The sequence below is a fragment of the Oerskovia enterophila genome, assembly GCF_001692445.1.
In the GTDB taxonomy this organism is placed as follows: Bacteria; Actinomycetota; Actinomycetes; order Actinomycetales; family Cellulomonadaceae; genus Oerskovia; species Oerskovia enterophila.
In genome coordinates this window covers 23,971-49,106 of the sequence record NZ_MAQA01000034.1, presented here as the reverse complement: position 1 = coordinate 49,106, position 25,136 = coordinate 23,971, and the positions used below count along the sequence as shown (strand labels likewise).

At 72.1% G+C, this 25,136-nt stretch carries 21 protein-coding genes; 13 read left to right on the top strand and 8 right to left on the bottom strand.

What is annotated here, in order from left to right; all coding sequences use genetic code 11:
- The first annotated feature begins 63 nt into the window (after window positions 1–63).
- From OERS_RS13830 to OERS_RS13820, 3 genes are all read left to right on the top strand, one after another.
- Complete coding sequence (locus tag OERS_RS13830) at window positions 64–2,115, top strand: hypothetical protein (protein WP_139107848.1); 2,052 nt, start codon at window positions 64–66, stop codon at window positions 2,113–2,115.
- A gap of 514 nt (window positions 2,116–2,629) precedes the next feature.
- Complete coding sequence (locus OERS_RS13825; RefSeq protein WP_068626301.1) at window positions 2,630–3,205, top strand: class I SAM-dependent methyltransferase; 576 nt, start codon at window positions 2,630–2,632, stop codon at window positions 3,203–3,205.
- 191 nt (window positions 3,206–3,396) lie between these two features.
- Window positions 3,397–3,816, top strand: a complete 420-nt coding sequence (locus tag OERS_RS13820; protein ID WP_068626290.1) for an Hsp20/alpha crystallin family protein — start codon at window positions 3,397–3,399, stop codon at window positions 3,814–3,816.
- A 254-nt stretch (window positions 3,817–4,070) separates the two neighbouring features.
- Here OERS_RS13820 and OERS_RS13815 read toward each other — a convergent pair whose 3' ends face one another.
- The gene (locus OERS_RS13815; RefSeq protein WP_068626288.1) at window positions 4,071–4,916 is read right to left on the bottom strand and encodes an SDR family NAD(P)-dependent oxidoreductase; all 846 of its coding nucleotides are present in this window, start codon (window positions 4,914–4,916) and stop codon (window positions 4,071–4,073) included.
- Window positions 4,917–5,121: 205 nt separating this feature from the next.
- Window positions 5,122–6,054 carry a hypothetical protein gene (locus OERS_RS13810; protein ID WP_068626286.1) on the bottom strand — a complete coding sequence of 311 codons (933 nt, stop codon included), beginning with the start codon at window positions 6,052–6,054 and terminating at the stop codon, window positions 5,122–5,124.
- 191 nt (window positions 6,055–6,245) lie between these two features.
- Between OERS_RS13810 and OERS_RS13805 the strand changes: the two genes are divergently transcribed.
- The 4 genes from OERS_RS13805 (at window position 6,246) to OERS_RS13790 (ending at window position 11,398) form a co-directional block, all read left to right on the top strand.
- The gene (locus tag OERS_RS13805) at window positions 6,246–7,232 is read left to right on the top strand and encodes a hypothetical protein (RefSeq protein ID WP_068626283.1); all 987 of its coding nucleotides are present in this window, start codon (window positions 6,246–6,248) and stop codon (window positions 7,230–7,232) included.
- A gap of 89 nt (window positions 7,233–7,321) precedes the next feature.
- On the top strand, window positions 7,322–8,461 hold the full coding sequence (locus OERS_RS13800; protein WP_068626281.1) for a Fic family protein: 1,140 nt from the start codon (window positions 7,322–7,324) through the stop codon (window positions 8,459–8,461).
- A gap of 198 nt (window positions 8,462–8,659) precedes the next feature.
- Complete coding sequence (locus tag OERS_RS13795) at window positions 8,660–10,468, top strand: amidase family protein (protein WP_068626279.1); 1,809 nt, start codon at window positions 8,660–8,662, stop codon at window positions 10,466–10,468.
- Between the two features lie 48 nt (window positions 10,469–10,516).
- On the top strand, window positions 10,517–11,398 hold the full coding sequence (locus OERS_RS13790; RefSeq protein WP_083201466.1) for a cohesin domain-containing protein: 882 nt from the start codon (window positions 10,517–10,519) through the stop codon (window positions 11,396–11,398).
- A 127-nt stretch (window positions 11,399–11,525) separates the two neighbouring features.
- Here the strand turns inward: OERS_RS13790 and OERS_RS13785 are convergent, their stop codons facing one another.
- On the bottom strand, window positions 11,526–11,816 hold the full coding sequence (locus OERS_RS13785) for a hypothetical protein (protein WP_056652996.1): 291 nt from the start codon (window positions 11,814–11,816) through the stop codon (window positions 11,526–11,528).
- Between the two features lie 136 nt (window positions 11,817–11,952).
- On the opposite strand from OERS_RS13785, the gene OERS_RS13780 reads away from it, so the two are divergent.
- Window positions 11,953–13,329: an exonuclease domain-containing protein gene (locus tag OERS_RS13780; RefSeq protein ID WP_068626276.1), complete on the top strand. Its 1,377-nt coding sequence runs from the start codon at window positions 11,953–11,955 to the stop codon at window positions 13,327–13,329.
- Here the strand turns inward: OERS_RS13780 and OERS_RS13775 are convergent.
- The 4 genes from OERS_RS13775 to OERS_RS22270 all read right to left on the bottom strand — a co-directional run bounded on the left by OERS_RS13775 (window position 13,313) and on the right by OERS_RS22270 (window position 16,141).
- The gene (locus tag OERS_RS13775) at window positions 13,313–13,984 is read right to left on the bottom strand and encodes a hypothetical protein (protein WP_068626274.1); all 672 of its coding nucleotides are present in this window, start codon (window positions 13,982–13,984) and stop codon (window positions 13,313–13,315) included. The two genes, OERS_RS13780 and OERS_RS13775, sit on opposite strands and share 17 nt — an antisense overlap.
- Before the next feature lie 116 nt (window positions 13,985–14,100).
- Window positions 14,101–14,511 (bottom strand): type II toxin-antitoxin system VapC family toxin, encoded by a 411-nt coding sequence (locus tag OERS_RS13770; protein ID WP_068626272.1) that lies wholly within the window; start codon window positions 14,509–14,511, stop codon window positions 14,101–14,103.
- The gene (locus OERS_RS13765; RefSeq protein WP_068626270.1) at window positions 14,508–14,738 is read right to left on the bottom strand and encodes a FitA-like ribbon-helix-helix domain-containing protein; all 231 of its coding nucleotides are present in this window, start codon (window positions 14,736–14,738) and stop codon (window positions 14,508–14,510) included. Before OERS_RS13765 ends, OERS_RS13770 begins: the two co-directional genes overlap by 4 nt.
- Window positions 14,739–14,818: 80 nt before the next feature.
- Window positions 14,819–16,141, bottom strand: a complete 1,323-nt coding sequence (locus OERS_RS22270; RefSeq protein WP_068626268.1) for a carbohydrate-binding protein — start codon at window positions 16,139–16,141, stop codon at window positions 14,819–14,821.
- Window positions 16,142–16,363: 222 nt separating this feature from the next.
- On the opposite strand from OERS_RS22270, the gene OERS_RS13755 reads away from it, so the two are divergent.
- The 5 genes from OERS_RS13755 (at window position 16,364) to OERS_RS13735 (ending at window position 24,171) form a co-directional block, all read left to right on the top strand.
- Window positions 16,364–17,260: an HNH endonuclease gene (locus tag OERS_RS13755; protein ID WP_068626266.1), complete on the top strand. Its 897-nt coding sequence runs from the start codon at window positions 16,364–16,366 to the stop codon at window positions 17,258–17,260.
- A gap of 62 nt (window positions 17,261–17,322) precedes the next feature.
- Window positions 17,323–17,616 (top strand): hypothetical protein, encoded by a 294-nt coding sequence (locus tag OERS_RS13750; protein WP_068626264.1) that lies wholly within the window; start codon window positions 17,323–17,325, stop codon window positions 17,614–17,616.
- Window positions 17,617–17,715: 99 nt separating this feature from the next.
- Window positions 17,716–19,056 (top strand): DUF6361 family protein, encoded by a 1,341-nt coding sequence (locus OERS_RS13745; RefSeq protein ID WP_139107846.1) that lies wholly within the window; start codon window positions 17,716–17,718, stop codon window positions 19,054–19,056.
- On the top strand, window positions 19,056–20,936 hold the full coding sequence (locus tag OERS_RS13740) for a phospholipase D family protein (RefSeq protein WP_068626260.1): 1,881 nt from the start codon (window positions 19,056–19,058) through the stop codon (window positions 20,934–20,936). The genes OERS_RS13745 and OERS_RS13740 overlap by 1 nt, the downstream gene beginning before the upstream one ends.
- Window positions 20,926–24,171, top strand: coding sequence for a helicase-related protein (locus OERS_RS13735; protein WP_068626258.1), 3,246 nt, complete (start codon window positions 20,926–20,928; stop codon window positions 24,169–24,171). Before OERS_RS13740 ends, OERS_RS13735 begins: the two co-directional genes overlap by 11 nt.
- A 52-nt stretch (window positions 24,172–24,223) precedes the next feature.
- Here OERS_RS13735 and OERS_RS13730 read toward each other — a convergent pair whose 3' ends face one another.
- Complete coding sequence (locus tag OERS_RS13730; protein ID WP_068626256.1) at window positions 24,224–25,063, bottom strand: VOC family protein; 840 nt, start codon at window positions 25,061–25,063, stop codon at window positions 24,224–24,226.
- Window positions 25,064–25,136 lie beyond the last annotated feature (73 nt).

Here is a 25,136-nt window from a genome sequence, read left to right as displayed (position 1 = left end):
CTGCGCCCCGACGTGGGCGCCAGCCGTTACGGTGTGCCCCACGGCATACGAGGAGGTGAGCACGTGGTCAGACGCAACAGGACGAAGGAACGGGCCAGGGCGGGCTCTTCCCCGGCGCCCGGGAGCGCTCCGGACGGCCCCGCGGGCGACGCTCCGGCCCCACGCCGCGGGGCTCCCCGCAGGCCGCCGTCCGGCGCGCGCTGGGTCACCGACGTCGAGGGCGCACGGGTCCTCGCCGCGCACCTCCTGACCCCGGGCCGTCCCTGGCCCGTGGTCGCGATCTCGGTCGCCGCAGGGCACGACGCCCCCTACGTGGACCTCGACGGCCTGCTCGAGGAGGTCTCGGGGCTGGCCGAGGTCGTCGTCCTGCCCACGGGCGACGCCTCGTGGGCGTTCTCGGCCGTGATGCCCCCCTCGACCCAGGTCTACGGCGGGGCCGCGCGCGTCTACCCGGTCGACCACGAGTGGGTCGGCCTGCCGCGGCGCAGCAAGCTGCGCTTCGCCTACTCGGACGCCGACGCACGGCGCCTGCACGACCACCTCACGCACGACACCCTGACCGCGGCCCTCAGCGCGGGACTGCTCGGGACGTCGCACGACCCCGACGCGCCCCGCGTCGAGGGCACGGTCCGGTCCATCCTCGGGCCGCGGGCGTTCGTGACCCTCGACGACGACTCGCTCGCGAGCATCGCCGAGGAGCTCACCGTCCCGGGGGTCTCGCTCGCGCGGCTGCTGGTCGTCGGGCAGCGGGTCGCGGGGACGCTGGACCGGGAGAGCCGCCGGCTGGACGTGCGCGGTGCGCTCCTCGTGCCCGACGGCGCCACGCCCCCGGGCGAGGACACGCACCTGGGCGGGTACGCCGTCGGGCAGGTGGTGCTCGCCGACGTGACCGCGGTCGCCCCCGCGACCGTGCACCTGCGGCTCGTCCCCGGGCTCGAGGTCGTCGTGCCGCGCGACGACGTGACCGGGAACCCCGCCGACGAGCTGACCGACCTCTTCACCGTGGGTGAGGTCGTGCTCGCGCGCGTCGTGTCGACCGCGCCGTGGCGGCTGCGGTTGGACGACGTCGACGACGACTCCGACAGCGACGACGCCCCGGTGCTCGCCCCGAGCCTGCTCGACGGCGGCCCGCCGTGGCTCGTGCTCCCCGACCTCAGCCGCCCGGCCCCGCCTCGGTCGCTGCCCGTGCTGCCGCCGCTGCGCCTGCCCGAGCTGCCCCCCGAGGCGGGATCGGTCGAGGGGCCGCCCACGGAGATGCTCACGGAGGCGCCCGCCGAGGTGCTCACCGATGCCGAGCCGGGCACCGCCGAGCCGGGGCCGAGCGCCGAGGGCGGGCTGCGCCGTCGGACCCCGCTGGACCTGATCGCCAACGCGCCGCGACGCGACGCCCCCGCTGCGCCCTCCCGGGGAGCGCTGCGCGACATGAGCCTCGCGCTCGAGGCGAGCCGCACCCGCGCCCGCACGCTCGAGGCGGACCTCGCCGCGGCGACCGCCGAGGTCGGGCTGCTGCGCGCGGCCGCGCAGGCGACCGCGGTCGAGCTCGGCGGGCTGCGGTTGCGTGCGGCCGAGCTCGACCGGGACCTGGCCGAGGCCCTGACCCGGGCCGAGAACTTCCGCACCCGGTACCGCAAGGCCGACCTCAGCCGCCAGCAGCTCAAGAAGGCCGAGAAGGCCGCGAGCCACGGCGGCCCGGCCCCCGACGACGGCGCGGTCTTCCTCGACCCTGTCGAGCAGTTCCGGTTCGAGGTCCAGCTCGCATGGGTCCGGCGCGTCCCGGCCGCCGAGAAGGCGAGCAAGCCGCTCGCGCCGTACGCGCTCGGGGACAGGTTCCTGCCGTCGCTCGCGACGATCGAAGGCGTCTCGCGGGCCAAGGTCGTCGACGTCGTGGTCGAGGTCCTGACCGGGGACGCCGAGCACATCGCAGGCCGCGAGCTGCACCCGCTGCGCGTCAACGAGGGCGGCAGCAGCCCCGCGGTCGTGCGCGAGGACGGCGCGACGTGCTGGCGGGCCTCGCTCCAGAGCAAGCGTGCGTCGGCCCGTCGGCTGCACTACTGGAAGCGCGGGGACCGGATCGAGCTGTCGCGCGTGGTGCTGCACGACGACGTGGAGCCGTAGGGGTTCCTTTCCTGGTCGGTGCGGGGGCTCGGTGGTGCCGGGTGGTGCGTGCCGAGAACGAGGTTGCGGTCGCTATGGAGCGGATTCCGCTCTCAACCTCGTGCTCGACCGCACGGAACCTCGTGGTCGGCGGGTCGTCGGTCCAGAGAGGCGGCAGCGGGGCCGGGCGGCGTGGGCAGCGGGTCGTTCCTGTCCGGCCGGCGCCGTCGGTCCCGGCCGCTGAGACCCCGTCGCCCCGGACCTGGACCGCTGCCGACAGCGGTCGCCGCAGAGGTACGGTCGAGGCTCGCGCCAGGTCAACCGGGCGCCTGGTCAGCCGGGCGCCAGGTCGGCCGGTCAGCTGATCCATCGGCCCTTGCCACAGCCCCCGGGACGCCCCGCCGACCCGACCGAACCCGCCAGACCCGCCCGACCTCTCCACCCGCACGGCCCGTCCGACCCATCACACCCCGTCCGACCCCGAGGAGCACCGGTGAGCAAGGCCAACCCCACGCGCTGGGAGCAGAAGACCGCCATGAATCCCGCGCACTCGACCTGGTACGTCGAGCGTTTCCGCGCGATGGCTGCGCAGGGCGCGGACCTCGCGGGCGAGGCGCGGCTCGTCGACGCCATGCTCCCGCGCGGGGCCCGGATCCTCGACGCCGGCTGCGGGCCGGGTCGCGTGGGCGCCGAGCTCGCGGCGCGCGGGCACACGGTCGTGGGGGTCGACGTCGATCCCGTCCTCATCGAGGCCGCCGAGACCGACCATCCCGGCTCGACGTGGCTCGTCGCGGACATCGCCGAGCTCGACCTGCCCACGATGGGGGTCGACGAACCGTTCGACCTGATCGTGTGCGCCGGGAACGTCGTGACGTTCCTCGCGCCGGGGACCGAGGTCGAGGTGCTGCGCCGTTTCCGGGCCCACCTGGCACCGGGCGGGCGGGCCGTCGTCGGGTTCGGCGCGGGGCGTGGCTACGCGTTCGACGCGTTCTTCGCCGACGCCGCCGAGGCCGGGCTCGAGGTCCAGCTCACGCTGTCGACGTGGGACCTGCGGCCGTTCACCGAGGGCGGCGACTTCCTGGTCGCGGTCCTCGGAGCGCCCCAGGCCTGAGCCGGCAAGGACCAGGGTTCGAGCCGAAGGTCGGCCGGGCGGCCGCTGGCAGTTGCCGGCTGCTGCCCGGCCGGCGTCCGGTTCGGCAGTCCGACACTGTCGTTCGTCCAGGGCGAACGCGGTTCTGGAATTGAGCGTGGGTGACTCAAGTTGTACCCGTCAGAGGTTCCATCACGACTGAAGGAGTCACCATGACGACCACCCTGACCACCCCCGCCCCCGCCTTCGACCGCGCCCTGCGCGACCTGCTCACCGCCCGTCCCGTGGCGGGCGTCCCGGCACACGCCGACGTCTTCCAGGACGGCGACGACCTCGTCGCCCGCTTCGACCTGCCGGGTATCGACCCCGCGCAGGACGTCACGGTCGAGGTCGAGGGCCGCAAGCTCGTCGTGCGCGGCGAGCGCAAGGACGAGCGGGCCGAGGAGACCGAGGGCCGCCGTGTCCGCGAGGTCCGCTACGGCGCGTTCCACCGCGTCGTGACGCTCCCCCAGGCCACCAGCGCGGACGCGATCAGCGCCCGGTACGAAGCAGGCGTCCTGACCGTCACCGTCGCCGGCGTCTACGCCGGCACGATGCCGCAGCGCATCGAGGTCACGACCTCGGCGTCCTGACGGTCCTCCCAGCCTCCCCGTCGCAGGTCACCCCCCTTCGGCCTGCGGCGCGGTGAGATCGACGGGCCCGGTTGCGAGAGCACCGGGCCCGTCGTGCTGTCCGGGGACGCGCGGCGCTCACGAGCATGCGGTCGGCGCCACTCGAGCATGCGGTGGGCGTTCATTACGCGGACGAAACCGACGACAACCGCATGGTCGGCACCAAAGGGGCGAGGCCCGATCCGCCGAGGTCCAGAGCCCAGAGGCCGCCTCCGTCAGGCCGCCGTCCCCGGCTCGTCGGCCCCGGCCACCATCGCCACGCTCCGGTCCCAGAGCTCGGCCGCGAGCCGCGCGTCGCCCACGAGCGGGTGGGTCGCCGCGATCTTGCGCTTGACGTAGTAGTTCCCCGGCTCCCAGTCGACGCCCGGGGTCGTCGTCGCGAGCCAGACCAGGGTGTCGGCCCCCTTGGCAGACGACGTGAGGAAGCGGCTCAGCACGGTCTGGTACATGACCCGCATGCCGCTCGTCGACGTGGCCGCGAAGTTCGTCGCGACCACGCCCGGGTGGAAGGCCGCGGCCGAGATCCCCGACGCGCGGTACCGGCGGTCGAGCTCGCGCGTGAACAGGTTGACCGCGAGCTTGGCGTTCCCGTACGCGGCGTTGGGTGCGTACGACCGCTCGGCCTCGAGGTCGTCGAGGTGGAAGTCGCTGAACAGGCGGTGCGCGGCACTGCTCGTGCTGATGACGCTCGCGTGGCTCTCCTCCAAGCGGTCGAGCAGCAGCGTGGTGAGGAGGAACGGCGCCAGGTAGTTCACCTGGAACGTCAGCTCGTGGCCGTCCTCGGAGACCTGGCGGTCGGCCATGATGCCGCCCGCGTTGTTCGCGAGGACGTCGATCCTCTCGTAGCGCTCGCGCAGGTCGGCGGCGAGCGCCCGCACCTCGGCCAGGCGTGCGAAGTCGGCCACGAAGAAGTCGGCCCCGACCTCCCCGGCCACCGCGGCGGTCTTCTCGGGCGAGCGCCCGACGACCACGACCCGGTGCCCGTCCGCCGCGAGCTGCCGGGCTGCGGCCGCGCCGATCCCGTCGCTCGCCCCGGTGATGACGATGGTCCTGCGTGCCATGTGCTGCCTCGCCTCGTGTCGTGCCGCCGGCGCTCGTCCTGGCGCGCCCTCGCCGTGCGGCCGGCCCTCGCCCACCACGCGGTCCCCTCGGAGCGTAGACCGCGCGGGGGAACCGGGCCGCGTGACGGCACGGACCGCCGCGTCGCCCCGTCGCCCCGTCGCCCCGGCGCCCCGTCGCCCCGTCGACGATCGCCGCCCGGGCGACCTACGCCGTCGGGCCCTCTGCGCGGGCGAAGCGTTCCCGCAGCCCCAGCGCGGCCGACCGCCACGACGCGGCCCGCTTGATCGTCGCGCCCATCTCGCCCTCGTCGACCGGGACGTGCATGACCCGTACCCCCCGCTCGGCCGCGAGCGCCAGCATGGCGTCGGTCGACTCGGGGAACGCGAGCTGCAGCAGGACCGACGTCGTGCACGCCTGCCGCTCGCCCTCGCCGAAGCGGCGCTTGTAGACGATCTCCGTCACGGTCCGCCGGGTGAACAGGTCGCGTTCCGCGACCTCCTCGGGCCCCTCCTCGGTGTCGTCGTCCGAGGTGTCGCCGACCTCGAGGAGGCGAGCGACGTCGTCGGGCAGGGGCACGACCGCCAGGTACAGCGACACGAGCAGCTCCGAGACCTTGCCCAGGACCCAGCCGCGCCCCGGCAGGCGCGGGATCACGCTCAGGTACTGCGCGAAGTTCGCCTCGAGCGCGTCGGCCGACAGGCTCGACCAGGCGGGGTGCGTGCGCAGCTCGATCACACGGTCCCAGTCGACCGCGTCGCCGTCGAACCCGACCTCCCGCGGGCCGACGTGCACGGCCCCGAACCGGTCGAGCAGCTCGAGGGGCTTGGTCGCGAAGCGCGGAACGTACGGGACCTGGCGCACGAGGCCCGCTGCCGAGGCGTCCCAGTGCGCGGTGAGCGGCAGGCCGGGGCGCGGATAGACGTCCAGGGCGCGGCCCACCCAGCCCGCGACCAGGTCGTCGAGCCCGGGCTTCGCGGGGGTGTCCTCGATGCCCGACGGCGAAGCACCGGTCGGGTGGTCGGGTGCGGCGTCGGCGGCGGCTGGGTCTGGCGAGGCGTCGGTGTCGGTGGGGGCCGGGTCGGCTGCGACGTCCGGTGCCGAGGCCGCGGTCGAGCCGAGCGATAGGTCCTTGTCCACGGGCTCCCCTGGGTCGGCGGCGATCCGCGCTCCCGGGCCGTGTGCCCGGTGCGCTCGACTCCGGAGACTATCGGAGGTGCCGAGCATGCGGTTGTCGTTCCACGAGCATGCGGTTGTCGTCCGATCCGGCCCGATCCTGGACGACAACCGCATGCTCGGCACGGCCTGAGGAACGGTGCGACGCTGGACCGATGAGCGAGGACCCCGCGGCGAGCGGCGAGCAGGCGGTCGACCACCTGTTCGCGCTGCCTCTCGACGAGTTCGTCGCGGCCCGGAACGTCGCTGCCAAGCAGGCCACCGCGGCGGGCGACTCCGTGGGCGCGGCCCGGCTGCGCGGGCTGGCCAAGCCGACCGTCGCGGCGTGGGTCGTCAACCAGGTCGCCCGCGCGCACGGGCAGGCGATCGACGACCTCGTGGCGCTCGGCGACGAGCTGCGCGCTGCGACCGAGGCCCGTGACCGCGCGCGGCTCACCGAGCTCGACCGCGAGCGCCGACGCCAGGTCGACGCCCTGGTCGCCGAGGTGTCGTCGGCGGGCGTGGGCGGCAGGTCGGTGTCGGGCGAGGCGGCGCGCCGGCTCGGCGAGACCCTCACCGCAGCGGTCATGGACCGCGACGCCGGGGCGCTCGTCCGAGCCGGGCGGCTCACGCAGGCGCTCCAGTACGTCGGGTTCGGGATCGTCGACGAGAGCGGTGAGACGGCCGACGTCGTGTCGTTGAGCGCCGAGCGCGAGGCACGGAGGGGGTCCGGTGCGCGGCGTCCTGCGGCTGCGGAGCCGCCGGGACGCGCCGGGGAGCCTCGGGTCGAGGCGCCCGCCGACGAGCCGTCCGACGGCGAGCACCCGGGATCGGACACCGCCCTCGAGTCAGCCGAGCGCGAGGTGGCGGAGGCTGCCGCGGACATCGACCGGCTCGAAGGTCGCCGCGACCAGGCCGCCGACGCCGTGCGTGAGGCGAGCGACGCCGTCGGGCCCCTGGATGCGCGCCTGGCCGCACTGGACGAGCAGATCGCCCGGCTGACCGCCGAGCGCGACGACGCGCACCTCGCGCTCGACGAGGCCCGCGCGGCGCTCGCCGCGGCCGAGGAAGAGCTGGCCGGCGTGGACGCCGACCTCGAGGCCGCGGAGGGTCGCGCCGAGGAGGCGAGGCGACGCCGTCGGGCGGCGCGCGCGCAGGGCTGAGCTGGTTGCCCCCCTGTCCTGATGTCTCAATTCTTGCGACACAGCACGTTGCGTGAGACTGTGTGTCTCTAGATTAAGGACATTGGGCCATGCTCTACACCCTCCCCGTGCTGACTGCCGACGACGAGCGCGTCCTCGGCGAGCTCTCGACGATGCGTAGTGCACTCGCCGATCAGATCCGCACGCCCCGACGGTGGGTAGGGAGGCTTCGTAAGACGGCCGTCGCGCGGGCGATCCAAGGGTCGAACAGCATCGAGGGGTACAACGTCGCCCTCGACGACGCCGACGCCGCGATCGAGGGCGACGAACCGATCAGCGCTGACGTCCAGACGTTCCGCGAGATCGCGGGCTATCGCCAGGCGCTCGGGTTCATCCTGGCGACCGCCGGCGACGAGAACTTCACGCTCGACGCATCGATCCTCCGTTCCATGCACTACATGCTCTTGTCCCACGCTCTCGACAAGAGCCCCGGTCAGTACCGCCGCGGGGAGATCTTTGTCTCGGACGAGGCGACCGGCCGTCACCTCTACGCCGGGCCTGACGCCGACCTCGTTGCAGAACTCGTCGACGAGCTCATGAGATGGACCGCCGACCATCCGGACCTCGATCCGTTCGTCAGCGGTGCGATGGCGCATCTCAACCTGGTCATGATCCATCCCTTCCGCGACGGCAACGGCCGCATGGCTCGCGCTCTGCAGACGCTGGTACTGACCCGAGCAGGCCTGAGTACTCCCGAGCTGTCGAGCATCGAGGAATGGCTCGGGGCGAACACCGAGGACTACTACCGTGTCCTGGCGCGATCCAGTGACGGCACCTGGAGCCCGGGCCACGATGCCTCCACCTGGGTGACGTTCTCGTTGCGCGCGCACCATCTCCAGGCACAGGCCGTCCTCGACCGCGTATCGCGCGCCTCGAGAGTCTGGAGCATGCTCGACGATCTCGGGGCGAGCCAGCGGCTCCCGGATCGATCGCTCGACGTCCTCTACTCGGCGGCACTCGGCATGCGGGTCCGGCGAGGGCCGTACGTGCGTCAAGCCCAGATCGACGAGCGCACGGCGAGCCGCGACCTCAAGCTGCTGACCGACGTCGCGCTGTTGCGCGCCGTCGGTAGCACCAAGGGTCGACACTACGTCGCCGGGCCTGCACTCGACGCCGTGGTCGCCGTCCGCAGGTCCGCTGCCGAGACCGTGGATCCCTACCCCGGCTTCCGCGCGAGCCTCTACTCGTAGGACGCCGACCACGGTCGGGCAGTAGACGAGACACGGTTCTGAGTGACCGCGCAGCGGTCGAAACTGCCGCGACACCACGCCGAAACACGCGGGTGGCAGCCTCGCTGTGGGCGCACGGGGGTGCGCGCCCTCCCCAGATCAACCGCCGCCGTCGGCGTGCTTCGCCCTGCCCTCGGCGCACTCGGAAGGGACAACTCCGTGAACACGCACGCACGACGACGGCGCCTCCTCGCCGCCGCTCCCGTCGCCCTGGTCGCGCTCGTCGCACCGATCACCGTGGGACTGACCGCGACCACCGCCGTCGGCGCTCCCTCTGACCCGACCTCACCGGGGCTCGCGTTCGGCGCGCCCTTCTACACCGAGGCCGACCTGACGGGCGACGGCGCGGTCGACACCGACGACCTGTCGCTGCTCGTCGCTGCGGTCGGGACCACGAGCACCGACGCCGGCTGGTCCGACGTCGCGGCCGCCGACCTCGACGGCAGCGGCACGATCGACGTGACCGACGTCGCGGCCCTGTCCCAGCGCATGCTCTACGACGACGGCGCCTTCACGCTGCTCGAGGCGAGCACGGTGGACATCCAGAAGGCCATGGCCTCGGGCGAGCTGACCGCGGTCGAGCTCACGCAGATGTACCTCGACCGGATCGAGGCGTACGACGACCAGATCAACTCGATCATCACGGTCAACCCGCACGCGCTCGAGATCGCGGCCGAGCTCGACAAGGAACGCGCCGCGGGCGGCCCGCGCAGCATGCTGCACGGCATCCCCGTGATCGCGAAGGACAACTACAACACCGTCGACATGCCGACCACGGCCGGGTGCACGTGCCTCCAGGCCAACCAGACGTCGTCGGACGCCCAGATGATCGAGAACCTGCGGGCCGACGGTGCCGTGATCCTCGCCAAGGCCAACCTCTACGAGTTCGCGGTCAACACCACGACCGACAGCTCGCTGGGCGGCACCACGACCAACCCGTACGCGCCCGGCAAGACGTCGGGCGGGTCGAGCGGCGGGTCCGGGGCGTCGATCGCCGCCAACTTCGCGGTGATCGGGCTCGGCACCGACACGGGCGGCTCGATCCGCATCCCGTCGTCGTGGAACGCGCTCGTGGGCGTGCGCTCGACCGTGGGGCTCACGAGCCGTGACGGGATCGTCCCGCTCGCGCTGTCCCAGGACACGGGCGGCCCCATGACCCGCACCGTGACCGACGCGGCCATCGCGCTCGACGCCGTCGCGGGCTCCGACCCCGAGGACGCCGCGACCGCGCTGACCGACTCCCGTCGGCCCGCCTCCTACACCTCGTTCCTCGACGCCGACAGCCTCGACGGCGCCCGCATCGGCTACGACCCGACGACGATCGGCACCAACGCGACCGCCCAGCGCCTGTTCGCCGACGCCGTCGCCGACCTCGAGGCCCACGGGGCCGAGGTCGTGCCGCTGGCCATCACGGACATGGCGACGATCCAGACGTGGTCCTCGGGCAGCACCAACGAGTTCGGCCACGACCTCAACGCGTACCTGACGAAGTTCGCCGCCCCGGCCGTGCCGTACCGGTCGCTCCAGGACATCGTGGCGTCGGGCGGCGACTACCTCCCCGCGCTGGCGGGCACGCTGCGCACCCGCTCGCTCGTGACCCAGGAGACGTACGACGCCTGGAGGACCCAGCACGACGGCGAGATCGCGTTCGGCCGCCGGGCCATCGAGGGAACCATGGACGCGCACGACGTCGACGCGATCATCTACCCGTCGACCTCGGGGCCGACCGGCTACTCGAGCGGCTCCAACAACCGCCTCAGCCCGTTCTCGGCCCTGCCCGCCGTGACCGTGCCCATGGGCTTCGCGTCGGCCGCTCTCGACGGCTCGACGAGCGACGGCGCACCGATCGGCCTCGAGTTCATCGGCCGTGCTTACGACGAGGGGACGCTGCTCGGCCTGGCCTACGGGTACGAGCAGGGCTCGCTCAACCGCCACGCACCCGCGCTGTTCCCCGAGCTGGAGGGCTGAGCCGTGCGGATCACGACACCTGCTTCACTGTTCGAGAGGACGACCACCATGGACCGAGCCGTTGGATCACGGGCACCGCAGCGGGGTGCTGCAGGACGGCTCGCCGCGCGGCGGGTCGTGGCACGGCGGCTCGTCGCACAGCGGGTCGCCGCGCGGCGGGTCGTCGCCGGTGCGGCGACGCTGACGCTCGCGGGGGCGACGCTCCTCGGCGGCGCCGGAGCGGCGAGCGCCGCGACGACCGTCGGCTCGTACACGGTCACGGCCTCGGCCCCCGCGGTCGAGGTTGGTGACACCGTCTCGGTGACCGTGGCCGCCACCGGGGTCAGCGACCTGTTCGCGTACGAGCTCACTGTGGGCTTCGACCCCGAGGTGCTCGAGTACGTCGACGGCAGCGGGACCACCGACATCTCCGGGTTCCACGAGGCGGCGCTCGGTCCCGACGGGTCCTCGGTCGTGCTCATGCAGACCAAGCTCGGCACCTCGCCGGCCGCCGAGGGAGACCTGACGCTCGCGACCCTCGACTTCGTGGCCGTGGGCGCGGGGGACGGTGCCGTGACCGCAGAGCGGGCCACGCTCGTCGACGCCGCGACCCAGGCGACCGAGGTCACGGACCTCGGGACGGCGCCGATCACCGTGACGGCCGTGGCCGTCGAGCCGACCGACCCTCCCACGGACGAGCCGGGGACGGGCGGTCCTGGAACCGACGGGCCGGGCACCGGTGAGCCCACCGACGACGCGACGCTCGTCGACTCCGACGGCGGGTCGGACCCCTGGTCGACCGGAGGCACGGGCTCGGGCTCGCTCGCCTCGACCGGTGCGACCGTCGGCCTCGCGGCCGGCGCGGCGTTCCTCGCGCTGCTGGTCGGCGTCGGGCTCGTCGTCGCGGCCCGCCGCCACCGCGCCCGCCAGGCGGAGGGCGGCGTGGAGTAGCGCCGCTCCTGCCCCCGGCACAGGGGTAGGAGCGCGGAGCGCGCCCGTGGGGGGCGTGCTCGACGGAGCGACGGGCCGGGCCTCGGAGACGAGGTCCGGCCCGTCGTGCGTCGTGCTGCTCCGGGGCTCAGTCGCTCGACGGCGGGGCCGTGCGCTCCGGGATGTACACCTCGATCGAGACGTCACCGGGGTCCGGAGACTCGGACGGTGCCGTCGTGGCCGTGTCGGTCGGTTCGGGCGACGGCCCGTCGGTCGGGTCGACCGGCGGCGGGCTCGTGGGCTCGGTGGACGGGTCGGTCGGCGACGGGTCGGTCGCGGTCGGCGAGGGTGACGCGGGACCCGAGCCCGTGCCTCCCTTGCACCCCGCGAGCAGTCCGACGGACACCAGGACGCTGGCCGTGATGGCAGCAGTACGCACAGCAGATCTCCCCTGAGTTGGTATGCCTGTCCAGGTTAGAAACGATTCGACGGACTCGCGCGTCGAACGCCCTCCGCACCCACGAACCCTGTGGACGACTTCGTCGTCTCGCGCCCCACCTGGCACCCTGGTCCCCGTGCCCGGATTCGCCGTGATCGACCTCGAGACCACTGGGTTCTCGCCCCGCCAGCACGACCGCATCGCCGAGGTCGCCGTCGTCCTCACCGACACCGCCGGCCGCGTCCAGGACGAGTGGTGCACGCTCGTCAACCCCGAGCGCGACCTGGGCCCGCAGCACGTGCACGGCATCAGCGCGGCCGACGTGAGCCTCGCGCCCACGTTCGCGGTCGTCGCGCCGCACCTCGCGCGGCTCCTCGAGGGGCGCGTGATCGTCGCCCACAACGCGAGCTTCGACACGCGCTTCCTGCGCGCCGAGTTCGGGCGCGTGGGCCTGCCCGTGGGGATCGACCCGCTCGCGTGCCTGTGCACCATGCGCCTGGCAGGGACCTTCCTGCCGTCCGCGCCGCGCGGTCTCGCGATCTGCTGCGAGCTCGCGGGCGTGGTGCACGACGGCGCCCACTCGGCTCTCGGCGACGCCCGCGCCACCGCGGGTCTCCTCGAGCACTACCTGGGGCTCGACGACGCCGACCCGCTCTGGGCCCAGGCCCACGAGGCGTCGGCCACGCACTCGTGGCCCGGCCTCGCGGTCCCCGACGGCTTCTCCCCCGTGCTGCGTGGCGCGAGCCGCCCCACGGGCCACTGGCTCTCGGGCCTGTCCGACCGCCTCGACCGTGTGCCCTTCCCCGTCGAGGCCGACGACTACCTCGCGCTCCTCGACCTGGCCCTGCTCGACCGGTACGTGTCCTTCACCGAGCGCGGCGCGCTCCTCACCGCCGCCGAGGAGGCCGGGCTCGGCCGTGCGCAGGTCGAGTCGCTGCACCGCGGGTACCTCGACGCGCTCGCGCGGGTCGCGCTCGAGGACGGCATGCTCTCGGACGCCGAGGTCGCAGACCTCCACGAGGTCGCCGGCCAGCTCGGCATGGACGCCGACGACGTCGCGGCAGCGGTCGAGCGGGCAGCGTCCGGTCCGGTGCTCGCCACCCTGCCCGACGCCGGAGCGCACCCGCGCTCGGAGGCGAGCGGCGCCGTCGGGACGGGTGGGGACGACGGGGTTGGTGAGGCCGACGCGCTGGGTCGGGCTGCCCGGGGCGCCGCGCTGGGTGGGGCCGTCGCGACCGTGGCGGCGCGGCCGCGGTTCGCGCTGGCTCGGGGCGACGAGATCGTGCTGACCGGGGCCATGACGCGGCCCCGCGACGAGTGGGAGCGCGAGGCGCGCACGGCCGGGCTGGCACCCTGGCCGAACGTCACCAAGCGCACGCGCGTCGTGATCGCGGCCGACCCGGACTCGCTGTCCGGGAAGGCCCGGACCGCGCGGCGGTACGGGATCCCCGTGGTGAGCGAGGGCGTGCTCGAGGAGCTGCTGAGGCGGGTCGAGGTCACGAGGGTGCGGTGATGCCGTGCGTCGTCGGGCGGATCCGGACGCGTGGCGCGCCGAACCCCCGGACGATCGCGGCGGTGTGATCCAGGACGGCGAGCGAGCCGTCGACCACGCACACGTCGCCTCGGCTGAAGTGCCCCCACAGAGGCGTCTGCTCCCGCTCACCGGTCCGGACGTCGACGAGGCGGACCGCGGTGCACTGCCCGTGGTGGACGGACTCGACGACCTCGACGACCCGACCGCCCTGGACCGTCGCGGCCAGCGCGACCATGCGTGCCCACCGGCGGCGGCACCGTGCGACGAACCACACCGGTCCGGCGATCGTGGCGGCGACCATGGTGCCGAACGCAATCGTCCGCAGGTGCTCCGTGATCCCGTGCGTCTCCATCGTGAACAACAACAGGAGCACGAGGAGGTACGGAGCGAGCAGCACACCGACGAACGGCAGCAGCAGACAGAGGAGGGTCGGTCGCACCCAGTAGTGCGTGAAGAACCACGGCAGGTAGACCGCGAGCGCCATCGCGTTGACCGCCCCGTGATACGCGAGGTCCTCGTCACCGCGCCCCACACCCACGATCCACGACACCAGGACCGTGCAAGCGCCTGCGACGACCAGTCCCGTGAGGACCGCGCCCGCGACGCCCCACAGCCATGTGACGCCCCTGCCCATGCCGACTCCCCCCTGCTCGGCCGCATCGTGCCTGGCTGCGCGCTGCATCGACCGGGACCATCGTGGCGGCGTCGAGGGGCGGAGCCAGGGTTGTCCACAGGGGCCGATGGCCCGTCCTACGCGACGAGCTCGCAGCGGGGGCCGGGCGCGCGCGCGAGCCGCGCATCCGTCGTGACGAGGGTGGCGTCGAGATGTTCCGCGAGCGCGACGTAGGCGGCGTCGTACGTGCTCAGGTTGGGGCCGAGCTCCCAGGCTCGGGCGGCCAGCACCTCGAAGGGCCAGAGCTCGACGGGCAGGCGACGCAGAGCGTCGAAGGCGATGCGCGCCTCGCCGTCCGACAGCAGTCCTGCTGCGCGACGACGGCGCAGCACGTTCGCGACCTCGTACGGAAGGAGCGACGGAGCGAACAACGTGGCGCCACGGAGCAGCTGGGCAACCGTATCGCCCCGCGTCGACGGGTCGATGAGCAGTACGACGACCGCCGACGCATCCGGGACGACGAGACCGCCCTGACGGTGGTGCCTCACCGGCGGTCGGCGGCGAGGTCCGCGGTCAACGAGTCCATCTCGAGCGACGGGAAGCCCCGGGCGTTGCGACGGATGTCGACGAGGACGCCCTCGAGCGACGGCTTGGCTGCCAGGTCGTCGAGGGCCTGGGCGAGGTACTCCTGCAGCGATCGCCCTGAGGCGGCCGCACGCGAGGCGAGCTCGTCGCGCACCTCCTGCGGGACGTCGCGGATCGTGATCGAGACCATGCCTGCACTCTACTGCTGATGCTGCTGATCTAGCAGCACGTGGGACGTCCGGGTGAAAACCACCAGATGCTGGAAGCCGATCAGCAGGTCCCGACCACCGCCCACGCTCCCCACTGCGACGTCCCGGGCGTCTCGCCCTGGGTCCACCAGCGGGCCGTGTAGGTGCTGCCGGCGTGCGAGACCGTGGCTCCGCCCGTGTAGACGGCGCTCGCGCTCCAGGCCGGAGCGGTGCACGCGGGCGTGGTGGGACTCGGCGAGGGTGAGGGCGTCGGGCTCGGGGTGGGCTCCGGCGTCGGGCTCGGTTCCGGACCCGGGCCGCCGCCCAGCGGCGAGACGGGGATGCCCGGGTTGACCAGGCCGTCTCCCCCGACGACCGTGTTGTCGCTCGTCACCGTCACCGGACAGGTCGCCGCGTCGTACACGGTCACCTCGATCGCGTACCGCCCGGGCCCGACGGCGCCGCTCAGGTCCGAGGAGTTGTTCCGGAACGTCGTGCCACAGCCCCAGCCGGGCGACTGCTGGTGCGTCTGGAAGCCGGACCTGGTGGTCCCGATGCCGACGTTGTCCTCGACGACGTAGCCGTTGCCCTTGATGTCGACCCACGAGTCGTCGTAGTTGGCGCCCGTCAGGCCGTCGCCGTAGAACCTGTTGCCCGCGATGCGGCCGCCGCGCGTGCCCTCCTTGATGTCGACGTTCTCGCCGCGGACCAGCGGGCCGATGGTGTTGTCGAGGATCTGGACGTGGTCGGACGTGTCGCTGTAGGTGTTGGCGGAACCGACGTAGACGCCCTCGCCCATGCCGCGCCCGTCCTGCCCGGTGTCGAAGATGCGCGAGTTCTTCAGGACGCCGTAGCTGCTCGACGTGCGGAAGTGCACGCCCTCCATGGTGAGGTCGTGGACCGTGACGCCGTCGATCGTGACGTGGTCGGACGAGTCGACCATGATGCCCTTCTGGGCGTTCTGGACCGTGATGCCGCGGACCGTCCAGTGGTCGGCGTCGGTGAGCTGGAGGACGTTGCCGCCGCCGCTCGAGGTGCGCAGGACGGCGTTCGGGGAGCCTTCGAGGGTGATCGGGGCCGATGCCGAGGCCGGGCGCCCCGTGACCTTGAAGTTGCCCGTGTAGACGCCGTCGGCGAGGTGGATGGTCTGGCCCGGGGTGGCCGCCGCGAGGGCGGACTTGAGCTGGGCCGCGGTCGAGACGGAGACGGTCTCGGCGGCGGCCGCCGGTTCGGGTGAGGTGGTGGCGACCGCGAGGAGGGCGAGAGCCGCCGCGGTGACGGCTGCGGCGAGGGGGCGCATGCGGTGGGCGGCCGTGTTGGTGGTGGGCGTGGTGAGCGCGGTGAGTGGAGCGCGGCGAGTCGCGAGCGGAGCGCGGCGCCGTTGCCACGCGGTCGGTGTGGTCATGCGTGGAGAATGCTCGCGCCGCGGGCGGGTGGTCAACGGGTTGCCCGGAAGAGTGTGGGAACTACGTAGTGCGCCGGTGCGGTCCGGCGGTGCCTCCCGTTCGCGGGTCAGCCTCCGACTCGCACCGCCCATGCATCGTGGTCACCGATGATCTGGACGTTCCGCCCATACTTCACCCTTCTGAAGCTTGAAAGTGCGTCGCGGGGCTGATGAGCTTCCGCCATGGACTCAGCCGTCGAAGCCGCCCTCCGAGCGCGAATCATCCAGTGGGTCCACCAGCGAGCAGACATGAACGGTGGCTTCCTTCATCGTGACGAGCTGCTCGACTTCCACATCGACGGCGGCAAGCTCCCCGTCATCGACTATTCACGCGGGATCCGCAACCCAAGGACCTTCTCTTCAACGCTGTCGATCGTGAGCGTCGCAGACGGCCCGTACGACGATGCCGAGTCCGACGATGGGCTGCTCCACTATGCCTATCGCGCTGGCGATCCATGGACGGGAGACAACCGAAAGCTCCGACACGCGATGGAGACTGGCATGCCGATGATCCTCTTCCGCAAGGAAGTCCCGAACATCTACACGCCCGTTGCCCCGGTCTACGTCGTCGACGACGAGCCCGAGAATCGCCAGTTCCTCATCGCCCTCGATGAGGCATTCAAGTTCATCCCCGATCCGGGCCACTTGACGGCACCCCAACGTGCGTATGCACTTCGGCTTGCGAAACAGCGACTGCACCAGCCGGCATTCCGCACGCGCGTGCTCGTCGCCTACGAGACCCAGTGCGCCGTCTGCAATCTCAAGCACGGCGCACTCCTCGATGCCGCTCACATCATCCCGGACAGCGACGAACGTGGCCTTCCCACTGTGAGCAACGGTCTCGCTCTGTGCAAGATCCACCACGCCGCGTACGACCACAACATGCTCGGCGTCACGCCGGACTACGAAGTCCGCATTGCCGTCGATCTCCTCGAAGAGATCGACGGCCCCATGCTCAAACATGGCCTTCAGGAGATGCACGGACGCCAGATCACCGTTCCGCGACGACGCGGCGAACGCCCAGATCCCGAGTTCCTCGCCTCACGCTTCGAACGCTTCGGACAGCACCCGAGCGTCTGACGCTCATCCGTCTTACGAACATATTCGACCCGCAGCGAGACGTGTGCGTCAGCCACCCACTCATGATGACCAAGCACCTCCTCGTCGTGGGCGCCTCGATGACCGACGACAACCTGCTCCGCTTCGCCTACGAGGTCGCCGGGCTCCGTGAGGAGCTCGTCGCGGCGGGTGCGCCCGGCGGGCCGGGGAGCGAGATCGGGACGGAGATCCACCTGGCCGACGACGGCGCTCCCGCCCACGAGACCACCTCACGTTTGGAGGAGGAGGCCGAGGCTGCGCGCCGGCGTCGGGGCGACCGGAGCGCAGGATGGCGCGAGCTCGCGGAGGCGCTGGAGCGGTTCGGGACGCACCCGTAGTGGTCGGCGGGAGGTTGTCGAACTGAATTCACCCGCTCGCCCCACCTACCTCGGCTCCAAGAGCCGTAAGTTCAGGCTCGCACGTTCAACCAGCGACCGATGGAGGCCTTCCGTGTCCGTACCCGAGGAACAGTCGACGGCCACGTTCCGGGCGCGGCGCAGATGACGTCGTCGTTCGGATGGCTCGACACCGACAACGCTGAGCGGCGGCGGATGCTCGAGGTCATCGATCTCTTCAAGGAACAGGGCACGGTCGACGAGCTGGGTATCGGGCCCATCCGCGACACGTTCTCCGACGCGCTCTTCCCTGGGACGTCGACGCTGCTCACGCGTCTGCGCTACGCACTGTTCGTTCCCTGGCTCGTCGAGCGTGCGATGACGGGCGCGTCCTCAGCCGACGAAGCGGCACGACGACTGCGGGTCGAGGAGGTCCGACTCATCGAGGCACTCGTCGACGGTTACCGCGACCAGCAGGACGGTCGCGGCCAAGGCGTTCTCGGGCAGACGGCACGGGCCAAGCTCAAGCGGATGCCCAGCGAGGTCTACTGGGGGCCCCTCGGGCGCTGGCAGCTGCGCACCTGGGACACGAGCGTCTCCGGGCACCTGCGGCGCGGGTCCGCGCTCCGGGGCGCGAGCCGCGGCAGGACCGAGACGGACGACCCGGGGGCTCGTGACGGGCGTCTTGACACGGGCTTCGACCTCGGTGGCCTCGAACCTCCTCATGACCTGCTGAGGTCGACGACGTTCGACCTGCGCCCCGAGGAAGCCACGATCCTCCTCGAACGGCTGCGCACGACGACCGCCGGTTCACTTCTCGGCTGGCTCCTCGAGCACGGGGACACCATCGACCTCGATGCAGGCTCGGCCGGGGAGTTCTCGCTCGCGAGCGCGCCCGCCGACCTGCGCCGGGTCGTCGACCACGCGACGCGCTTCAGCCTGACCATCCACGGCGCGTCGCTCCTCTACAACCTCCTCGTCGCCGAGGCCGCTTCCCTCCCCGACCTGGTCGATCACTACCGCGAACGTCTCGACGAGTGGCGCGGGGAGGTCATCAGCACGCGCACCCTCGAGGGCTGGGACCGGGGCGAGCTGTGGCACGTGCTCGCCGAGCGCAACGGGAAGATCCCCTCACCGACACGTACTTTCGTCGATGCGTGGCTCGACGCCGTGCTCGACTCGGACCAGGTCGAGGACTCGTCGCGAGCGCGTGAGCTCGTCGCCCATCGCGAACGCCGTCTCAAGGGCGGACGCTCGCGCCTCGTCAACCGGTCGGCCAGAGAGTCCTGGAAGGGCGAGTCGGGGACCGGCCTGCTCGACTACCGGTGGGGTGTGACACGCCGTCTCCTCGACGACCTGTTCTCCGCCCTGCCGGACTCCGCGAGATCTGTCCGCACGGAACAGCGCGCCGACATGCTCCTCACGGCAGGGACCACCGCCTGATGCTCACTCCAGACACCCGCGTTCTGCTCACCGACGCGCTCCGCCCTCCCGCCGGCCGACGCGTCGACAGCGCGATCGCCACGACGTTCTCGCTCGACCTCACCGCACTGCTCCTGGGACCCGTGACGTTCGCGACGCTCGACGGGAATGCACAGGTCGACGGTGACGACCTCGCCGCGACGGATCCGATCGGCCTGCTCGAGGCCGTCCAGCGGTACAGCGACCGCACCACGGTCTTCTGCCAGGCCGGCGGCATCAGCGTCCCGGCGTCGTACCGCTCGGTCCTCACCCTTGCCGAGGGGGCCGTGCACCAGGTCATGGCTCCGGCTCGGGGCCGGTTGTTCCACCCCAAGTCGTGGACCCTGCGGTTCGTCGATGACGACGGCACCTACCACCACCGGTTCGTGGTCCTCAGCCGCAACCTCACGTTCGACCTGTCGTGGGACACCGTGCTCGTCCTCGACGAGGACGAGACGACGGCCGAGCCGGTCGACCCCGCCCCGATCAGTGCCTTCCTGCGCGCGCTCCCCACGCTCGCCACGTCTCCGCTCCCCAGGGCCCGTGCCGCACTGGTCGAGTCCGTCGCCGCCTCGATCGCGGAATCACGGCTCGCGCCCCCCGAACCCTTCCGCAGCGCCGAAGTCCTGCCGTTGGGTCTCGCGGGCACGACGCCGCCTTGGCCCTTCCCCGACGTCGCCGACCGAGTCCTCGCCGTCAGCCCGTTCCTCGACGCCGGTCTGCTGCACAGGCTCCCCGCCGCGGGCGAGCGCACCCTCGTCTCCCGCGCGGAGACCTTCGACCGGCTGGGAGCTGCGCCGCTCGACGGCTGGACGACCATGACGCTCTCGTCCGCGGCCGAGCGTGACCCGTCCGCAGACACCGGCACCGCTCCCGCCCACGGCGCCCCCCTGCCTGCCTCACCTGCCCACGAGACCGATCGCGTCCGGGACGGGCTGCACGCCAAGACCGTCGTCGTGGACTCCGGCCGCGACAGCACGACCGTGACCGGCAGCGCCAACCTCACCACTGCCGGGTGGGGTGGGAACGTCGAGATGGCAGTCGCCCTGCACGGGCTGACCGCCGACGTGGGCGTCCGCGCAACCCTCGACGGTTCGACAGACGTCCCCGGCCTCACGCAAGTACTCGACCCGTGCGGGCCGCGCACGCTCGACCCTGTCGTCGACCCTGCCGAGGCCACTGCCCTCGACATCGACGACTTCCACCGCCGCCTCGCGGCGTCCGGTCTACGAGCCACCATCACCACCGACGTCGGCGACGACGACCGCGACTCCCTGGCGAGCCTCGCCGTCGGGACGCAGGGTGTGCCTGATCCCGTTCCCGGTGCCACCACGGTCGCGTGGCCCGTCACCTTGCCGACCGAGCTGCATGCGCGGGTCCTTCACGAGGGAGCCGACGTCACGTGGGAGAACCTCAGCCTTCGTGCCGTCACGCCGTTCCTCGCCGTGGAGACCACTGCCGGGGCGGGGGCCGAGCGTGCGACCCGACGCTGCGTCGTCGTGCTCGGCCTGGATGGCGACGTCGCCGAGCGCCGGCATGCGGCCGTCCGTGACGCGCTGCGCAGCCGGGACGACGTCGCACGCTACCTCGCACTGCTCCTCGCCGACCCCGCGGCAGTGTCTCCGTTCGCCACCGTTGCTGCCGACGACCCGACCGGGAGCTCGTGGAGCTCCGCCTCGGGAGGCAACACGCCGGAGCTGTTCGAGCCGCTGGTCCGTGCGGTCGCCCACGGCGACGAGGCGCTCGACCGCGTCGCGCACCTCGTCGACCGGCTGGCAGAGATGCCCGACGGCGACGACCTCGCCCCCGAGGGGTTCGCCCAGCTCTGGTCCGTCGTCCAGGAGGCCCGCCGTGCCCGCTGATCGCCACTCACAGGAGCGCCCCGACGTCGACGACGCTCTGCACCTCCTCAAGGACTTCCAACGCCGCACGGTCGACCACGTGCACGCTCGTCTGTGGGACGACGCCGACCCGAGCCACCGCTTCCTCGTCGCAGACGAGGTGGGGCTCGGAAAGACCCTCGTGGCGCGTGGCGTCATCGCCAAGACCGTCGATGCTCTGTGGGAATCCGTGGACCGGATCGACGTCGTCTACATCTGCTCCAACCAGCAGATCGCACGTCAGAACCTCGCCCGACTCACGCTTCCCGGGCACGAGCCGCTCCATGCCGAACGTCTGACGCTCTTGCCACTGGTCACGGGCGACCTCGCGGGCAAGAAGCTCAACTTCGTCTCCTTCACTCCCGGGACGTCGCTCCAGGTGTCGAGCGGCGGCGGGCGCGCGCTCGAGCGCGTCGTCATGTACTGGATGCTGGCACGCGGGTCACGGGACCTCGACGTGCGGCCACGACGCTGGCTCCAGTTCTTCCGCGATTCCGCGAGTCTCAAGAACTTCCAGGGGGACGTCGAGCGTTTCCGGCGCAACCGGATGCACGAGCTCGACCTCGACTTCGCCGCCCAGTTCGTCGAGCAGCTCTCGCGCGGTGCCGGACCGCAAGGCGGCAAGCTCCTCGACGAGCTGGTCGAGTGCGTCCAGGAATTCAACTACCTGCGCGGCAAGCCCGCGCAAGAGCTCTCACGGCGGCGGTCACGGATCATCGGCGCCATGCGCGCCACCGTTGCACGGCTCGCGATCGACCGGCTCGAGCCGGACCTCGTCATCATGGACGAGTTCCAGCGCTTCAGCGAGCTCATGCGCTCCGACGCCGAGAGCGAGGCGGCCGAGCTCCTGCAGACCCTCGTCGGGTACGCCGGCCCAGGTGACACCAGGGTGCGCACCCTCCTGCTCTCCGCGACGCCCTACAAGATGTACACGCTGCCCGACGAGCCCGACGGTGAGGACCACTACCGCGACTTCGTGAGCACGGTCGAGTTCCTCGCCGGTCCCGAGCGCGCGGGAACAGTCAGGGCGAGTCTCGCGACGATGCGTGAAGGCATGCTCGCCCCGACCGACGCCGCAACCGTCGCCCGCGCCATCGGGGCACGCGACGTGGTCGAGCAGGAGCTGCGACGCGTGATCTCCCGAACGGAGCGCCTCGCGGCGACGCGCGAGAAGGACGGCATGCTCCGTGAGACCCCGCTCCCCGGGGTCGACGTCACGGCGGGCGACCTCCTCGACTACGCGTCGCTCGACGACGTCGCGCAGGCCGTGCAAACGACCTCGGGCACCCAGCGGCAGGACATGCTCGAGTTCTGGCGCTCCAGCCCGTACGCACTGAACCTCATGGACCGACGCACCTACAAGGTCAAGACCTTGCTCGACGACGCCATCGCCGCCGGAGCGCCCGCGGTCAGCTCCGCGCTCGGGAGCGCGCACGGGCTCCTCCCGTACGACGTGATCGACGCGTACGAGCCCCTTGACCCGGGCAACGCGAAGATGCGTGGCCTCGTCACCGACGTCCTCGACCGCGGCGCGTGGAGGCTCGCCTGGTTGCCTCCGGCGCTTCCGTACTACGACCTGGCTGGACCGTTCGCAGACCCCCGGCTCGCGCGCTTCACGAAGCGGCTCGCATTCTCCGCGTGGAACGTCGCTCCCAAGGCCATCTCGGTGGTCATGAGCTACGAGGCAGAGCGTCGAGCGGTCACCGCGGCTCACGGCGGGCGTCGCCGATACGGCGACACCGCCCCGTCGCCTCGCCTGCAGTACCGGACGGACGGCGAACGGCTGGACGGCATGCCGACCTTCCTGCTCTCGTACCCGTCCGTGACGCTCGCTCGAGCTGGAGACTCGCTGCGCCACGCACGCGCTGCCGGGCGACGGCTGACTCGCGTCGAGGTCGAGAACGCTGTCCGGGACGAGATCGAGACAGCACTCGAAGTGCTCCCATCGGGTATCCCGGGGCTCCGCGCCGGTGCAGACCAACGGTGGTACTGGGCCGCCCCACTGCTGCTCGACTCTCTCGCAGTCGCGAGTCAGGGCGAGTTCTTCGATCTGCTCGGCCGAGGCGAAGCAGCAGCAGACGCAGACCGCTCCGACGAGACCGTTCACGCCGGGGCGTTCGGGCGGCACGTTGCCGCCGCGCGCACGATCCGCCCAGACGATCTGGGCACGCGCCCCGACGACCTCGCCGAGGTGTTGACCTTGGTGGCCATCGCCGGACCCGGCACGTGCGCGCTCCGGGCGCTCGATCGTGTCGCAGCGGCAGTGGACGACACCTCGCTGAGGCGGGGCAGCAGTGCAGACCCGGCAGTCCGTGAGATCGCCTTCGGCATCGGCGGCGGATTCCGGGCACTCTTCAACCGAGCTGAGACACAGGCCGTCGTCGACGCCGAGCGACCCGACTCCGCGTACTGGCGCTCGGTGCTCGACTACTGCGCCGACGGCGGGCTCCAGGCTGTGCTCGACGAGTATGCGCACACCCTCGTCGAGTCCGAAGGACTGGTGGGCAGGTCGGCTCCCGAACGTGCCACCCGTATCGCCCAGGTCCTTCGAGAGGCCCTACAGCTGCGTACCCCGACGTCGGCCATCGAGGACATCCGCGTGGTCGACGGGGAAGTGCGTGTCCAGGACCGCCGCATGCGGACGCACTTCGCTGCGCGGTTCGGCCGCGGGACGACGGACGAGGGCGCCGAGGTCCGCGAGGAACATGTCCGCGCCGCGTTCAACTCCCCCTTCTGGCCGTTCGTCCTCGCGTCGACATCCGTCGGGCAGGAAGGGCTCGACTTCCACACCTACTCGCACGCGGTGGTGCACTGGAACCTGCCAGGAAACCCCGTCGACCTCGAGCAACGGGAAGGACGCGTCCACCGGTACAAAGGACACGCGGTGCGCAAGAACGTGGCGCAGCAGTATGGCACCGCCGCGTTCGCCTCGACTTCTCCTGACCCTTGGGGGGCTGTCTTCGATGCGGCCGACAAGGACCGCCCGGACGCGGTGTCAGAGATCTTTCCGTCCTGGGTGTGCACACCCCCGGGGGGAGCCGCGATCGAGCGCTACGTCCCGGCCATGCCGCTGTCCAAGGAGGAGTCCCGGTATCGGCGGCTGCGTCGGACGGTCGGCGCCTACCGCAGCGTGATCGGACAGGCGCGGCAAGAGGACCTGCTGCGTCTCGCCGGGGACGCGGACCTGGGCTGGGCGCACATCGATCTGGTGCCCTGAACAGCGGATGAACTGGAGCCCTTCGCGTCGGGCGGAGCGCTTCGGACCTGACCTACCCCCACTCCTGCGGCGCGAACTGCGACAGCGTGAGCTGCGCTCCCTGCGGGTCGCGCACCACGGCCTCGCGCGTCCACTCGTTCTCGCTCGTCGACAGCACGACCCCACCGGCCCGCTCTGCCGCTGCCGCGCTCTCGTCGCGGTCCGCGACGGAGAACGCCACGTCCCACCGAGCCGGCCCCTCTACGCGCGCCAGCCCGGCAGCGACGTCGGCGAACCCTGGCGGCGCGAACTCCTGCCGTTCGAAGATCCCGGGGTCGATCGTGTGGGCGAGGTGGTCGCCGTACCCCGGGACGCGGAACATCCCGGCGCCGAGCGCGGGGTCGAGCTCCCAGCCGAGCAGCGGCCCATAGAAGTCGAGGGCCCGGTCCGGGTCCGGCGTGAGGAGGTTGCTGAAGTTCCAGGTGCCCGGCTCGTTGACGCGCTGCGCCCCGAGGCGCGTGCCCGCCTGCCACAGCCGGAACCGCGCACCCTGCGGGTCCTGGACAGAGGCCATGCGTCCGGGCGGGCCGACGGTCTCGGGGCCGGAGAGCAGCACGCCACCATCGGCAGCGACCGCCCCGGCCGTCGCCCCGACGTCGTCGACCGCGACGTAGGTGATCCACTCGGGCTTCGCGTCGCTGTCATCGGGCAGGGAGGCGATCGCCGCGACGTCCTGCCCGTCGAGCGAGGCGACGACGTAGCGCCCGGGCGCGTCGGGCGGCATCTTGTCGGTGAACGTCCACCCGAACAGGGCGCCGTAGAACGCGGTGGCGGCGTCGACGTCGGGCTGCTCGGTGTCCACCCAGCACGGCACCCCGTGCGGGTACGTGCGCGGCTGCGTCGGTGAGCTCATCTCTGCCTTCCCGGCCTCGTCCGGTGCGAGGCCTCCCGCGTTCCACCTTCCCAGCCGCCGCTGACACCGGCCT

Excerpts from the sequence above, each read along its gene's own strand:
- OERS_RS22270 (WP_068626268.1), bottom strand. The coding sequence starts at position 16,141 with ATGACCACACCGACCGCGTGGCAACGGCGCCGCGCTCCGCTCGCGACT.
- OERS_RS13740 (WP_068626260.1), top strand. The coding sequence starts at position 19,056 with ATGCTCACTCCAGACACCCGCGTTCTGCTCACCGACGCGCTCCGCCCT.
- OERS_RS13805 (WP_068626283.1), top strand. The coding sequence starts at position 6,246 with ATGAGCGAGGACCCCGCGGCGAGCGGCGAGCAGGCGGTCGACCACCTG.
- OERS_RS13730 (WP_068626256.1), bottom strand. The coding sequence starts at position 25,063 with ATGAGCTCACCGACGCAGCCGCGCACGTACCCGCACGGGGTGCCGTGC.
- OERS_RS13765 (WP_068626270.1), bottom strand. The coding sequence starts at position 14,738 with ATGGTCTCGATCACGATCCGCGACGTCCCGCAGGAGGTGCGCGACGAG.
- OERS_RS13825 (WP_068626301.1), top strand. The coding sequence starts at position 2,630 with ATGAATCCCGCGCACTCGACCTGGTACGTCGAGCGTTTCCGCGCGATG.
- OERS_RS13775 (WP_068626274.1), bottom strand. The coding sequence starts at position 13,984 with ATGGGCAGGGGCGTCACATGGCTGTGGGGCGTCGCGGGCGCGGTCCTC.
- OERS_RS13750 (WP_068626264.1), top strand. The coding sequence starts at position 17,323 with ATGATGACCAAGCACCTCCTCGTCGTGGGCGCCTCGATGACCGACGAC.
- OERS_RS13820 (WP_068626290.1), top strand. The coding sequence starts at position 3,397 with ATGACGACCACCCTGACCACCCCCGCCCCCGCCTTCGACCGCGCCCTG.
- OERS_RS13815 (WP_068626288.1), bottom strand. The coding sequence starts at position 4,916 with ATGGCACGCAGGACCATCGTCATCACCGGGGCGAGCGACGGGATCGGC.
- OERS_RS13800 (WP_068626281.1), top strand. The coding sequence starts at position 7,322 with ATGCTCTACACCCTCCCCGTGCTGACTGCCGACGACGAGCGCGTCCTC.
- OERS_RS13790 (WP_083201466.1), top strand. The coding sequence starts at position 10,517 with ATGGACCGAGCCGTTGGATCACGGGCACCGCAGCGGGGTGCTGCAGGA.
- OERS_RS13745 (WP_139107846.1), top strand. The coding sequence starts at position 17,716 with ATGGAGGCCTTCCGTGTCCGTACCCGAGGAACAGTCGACGGCCACGTT.
- OERS_RS13755 (WP_068626266.1), top strand. The coding sequence starts at position 16,364 with ATGGACTCAGCCGTCGAAGCCGCCCTCCGAGCGCGAATCATCCAGTGG.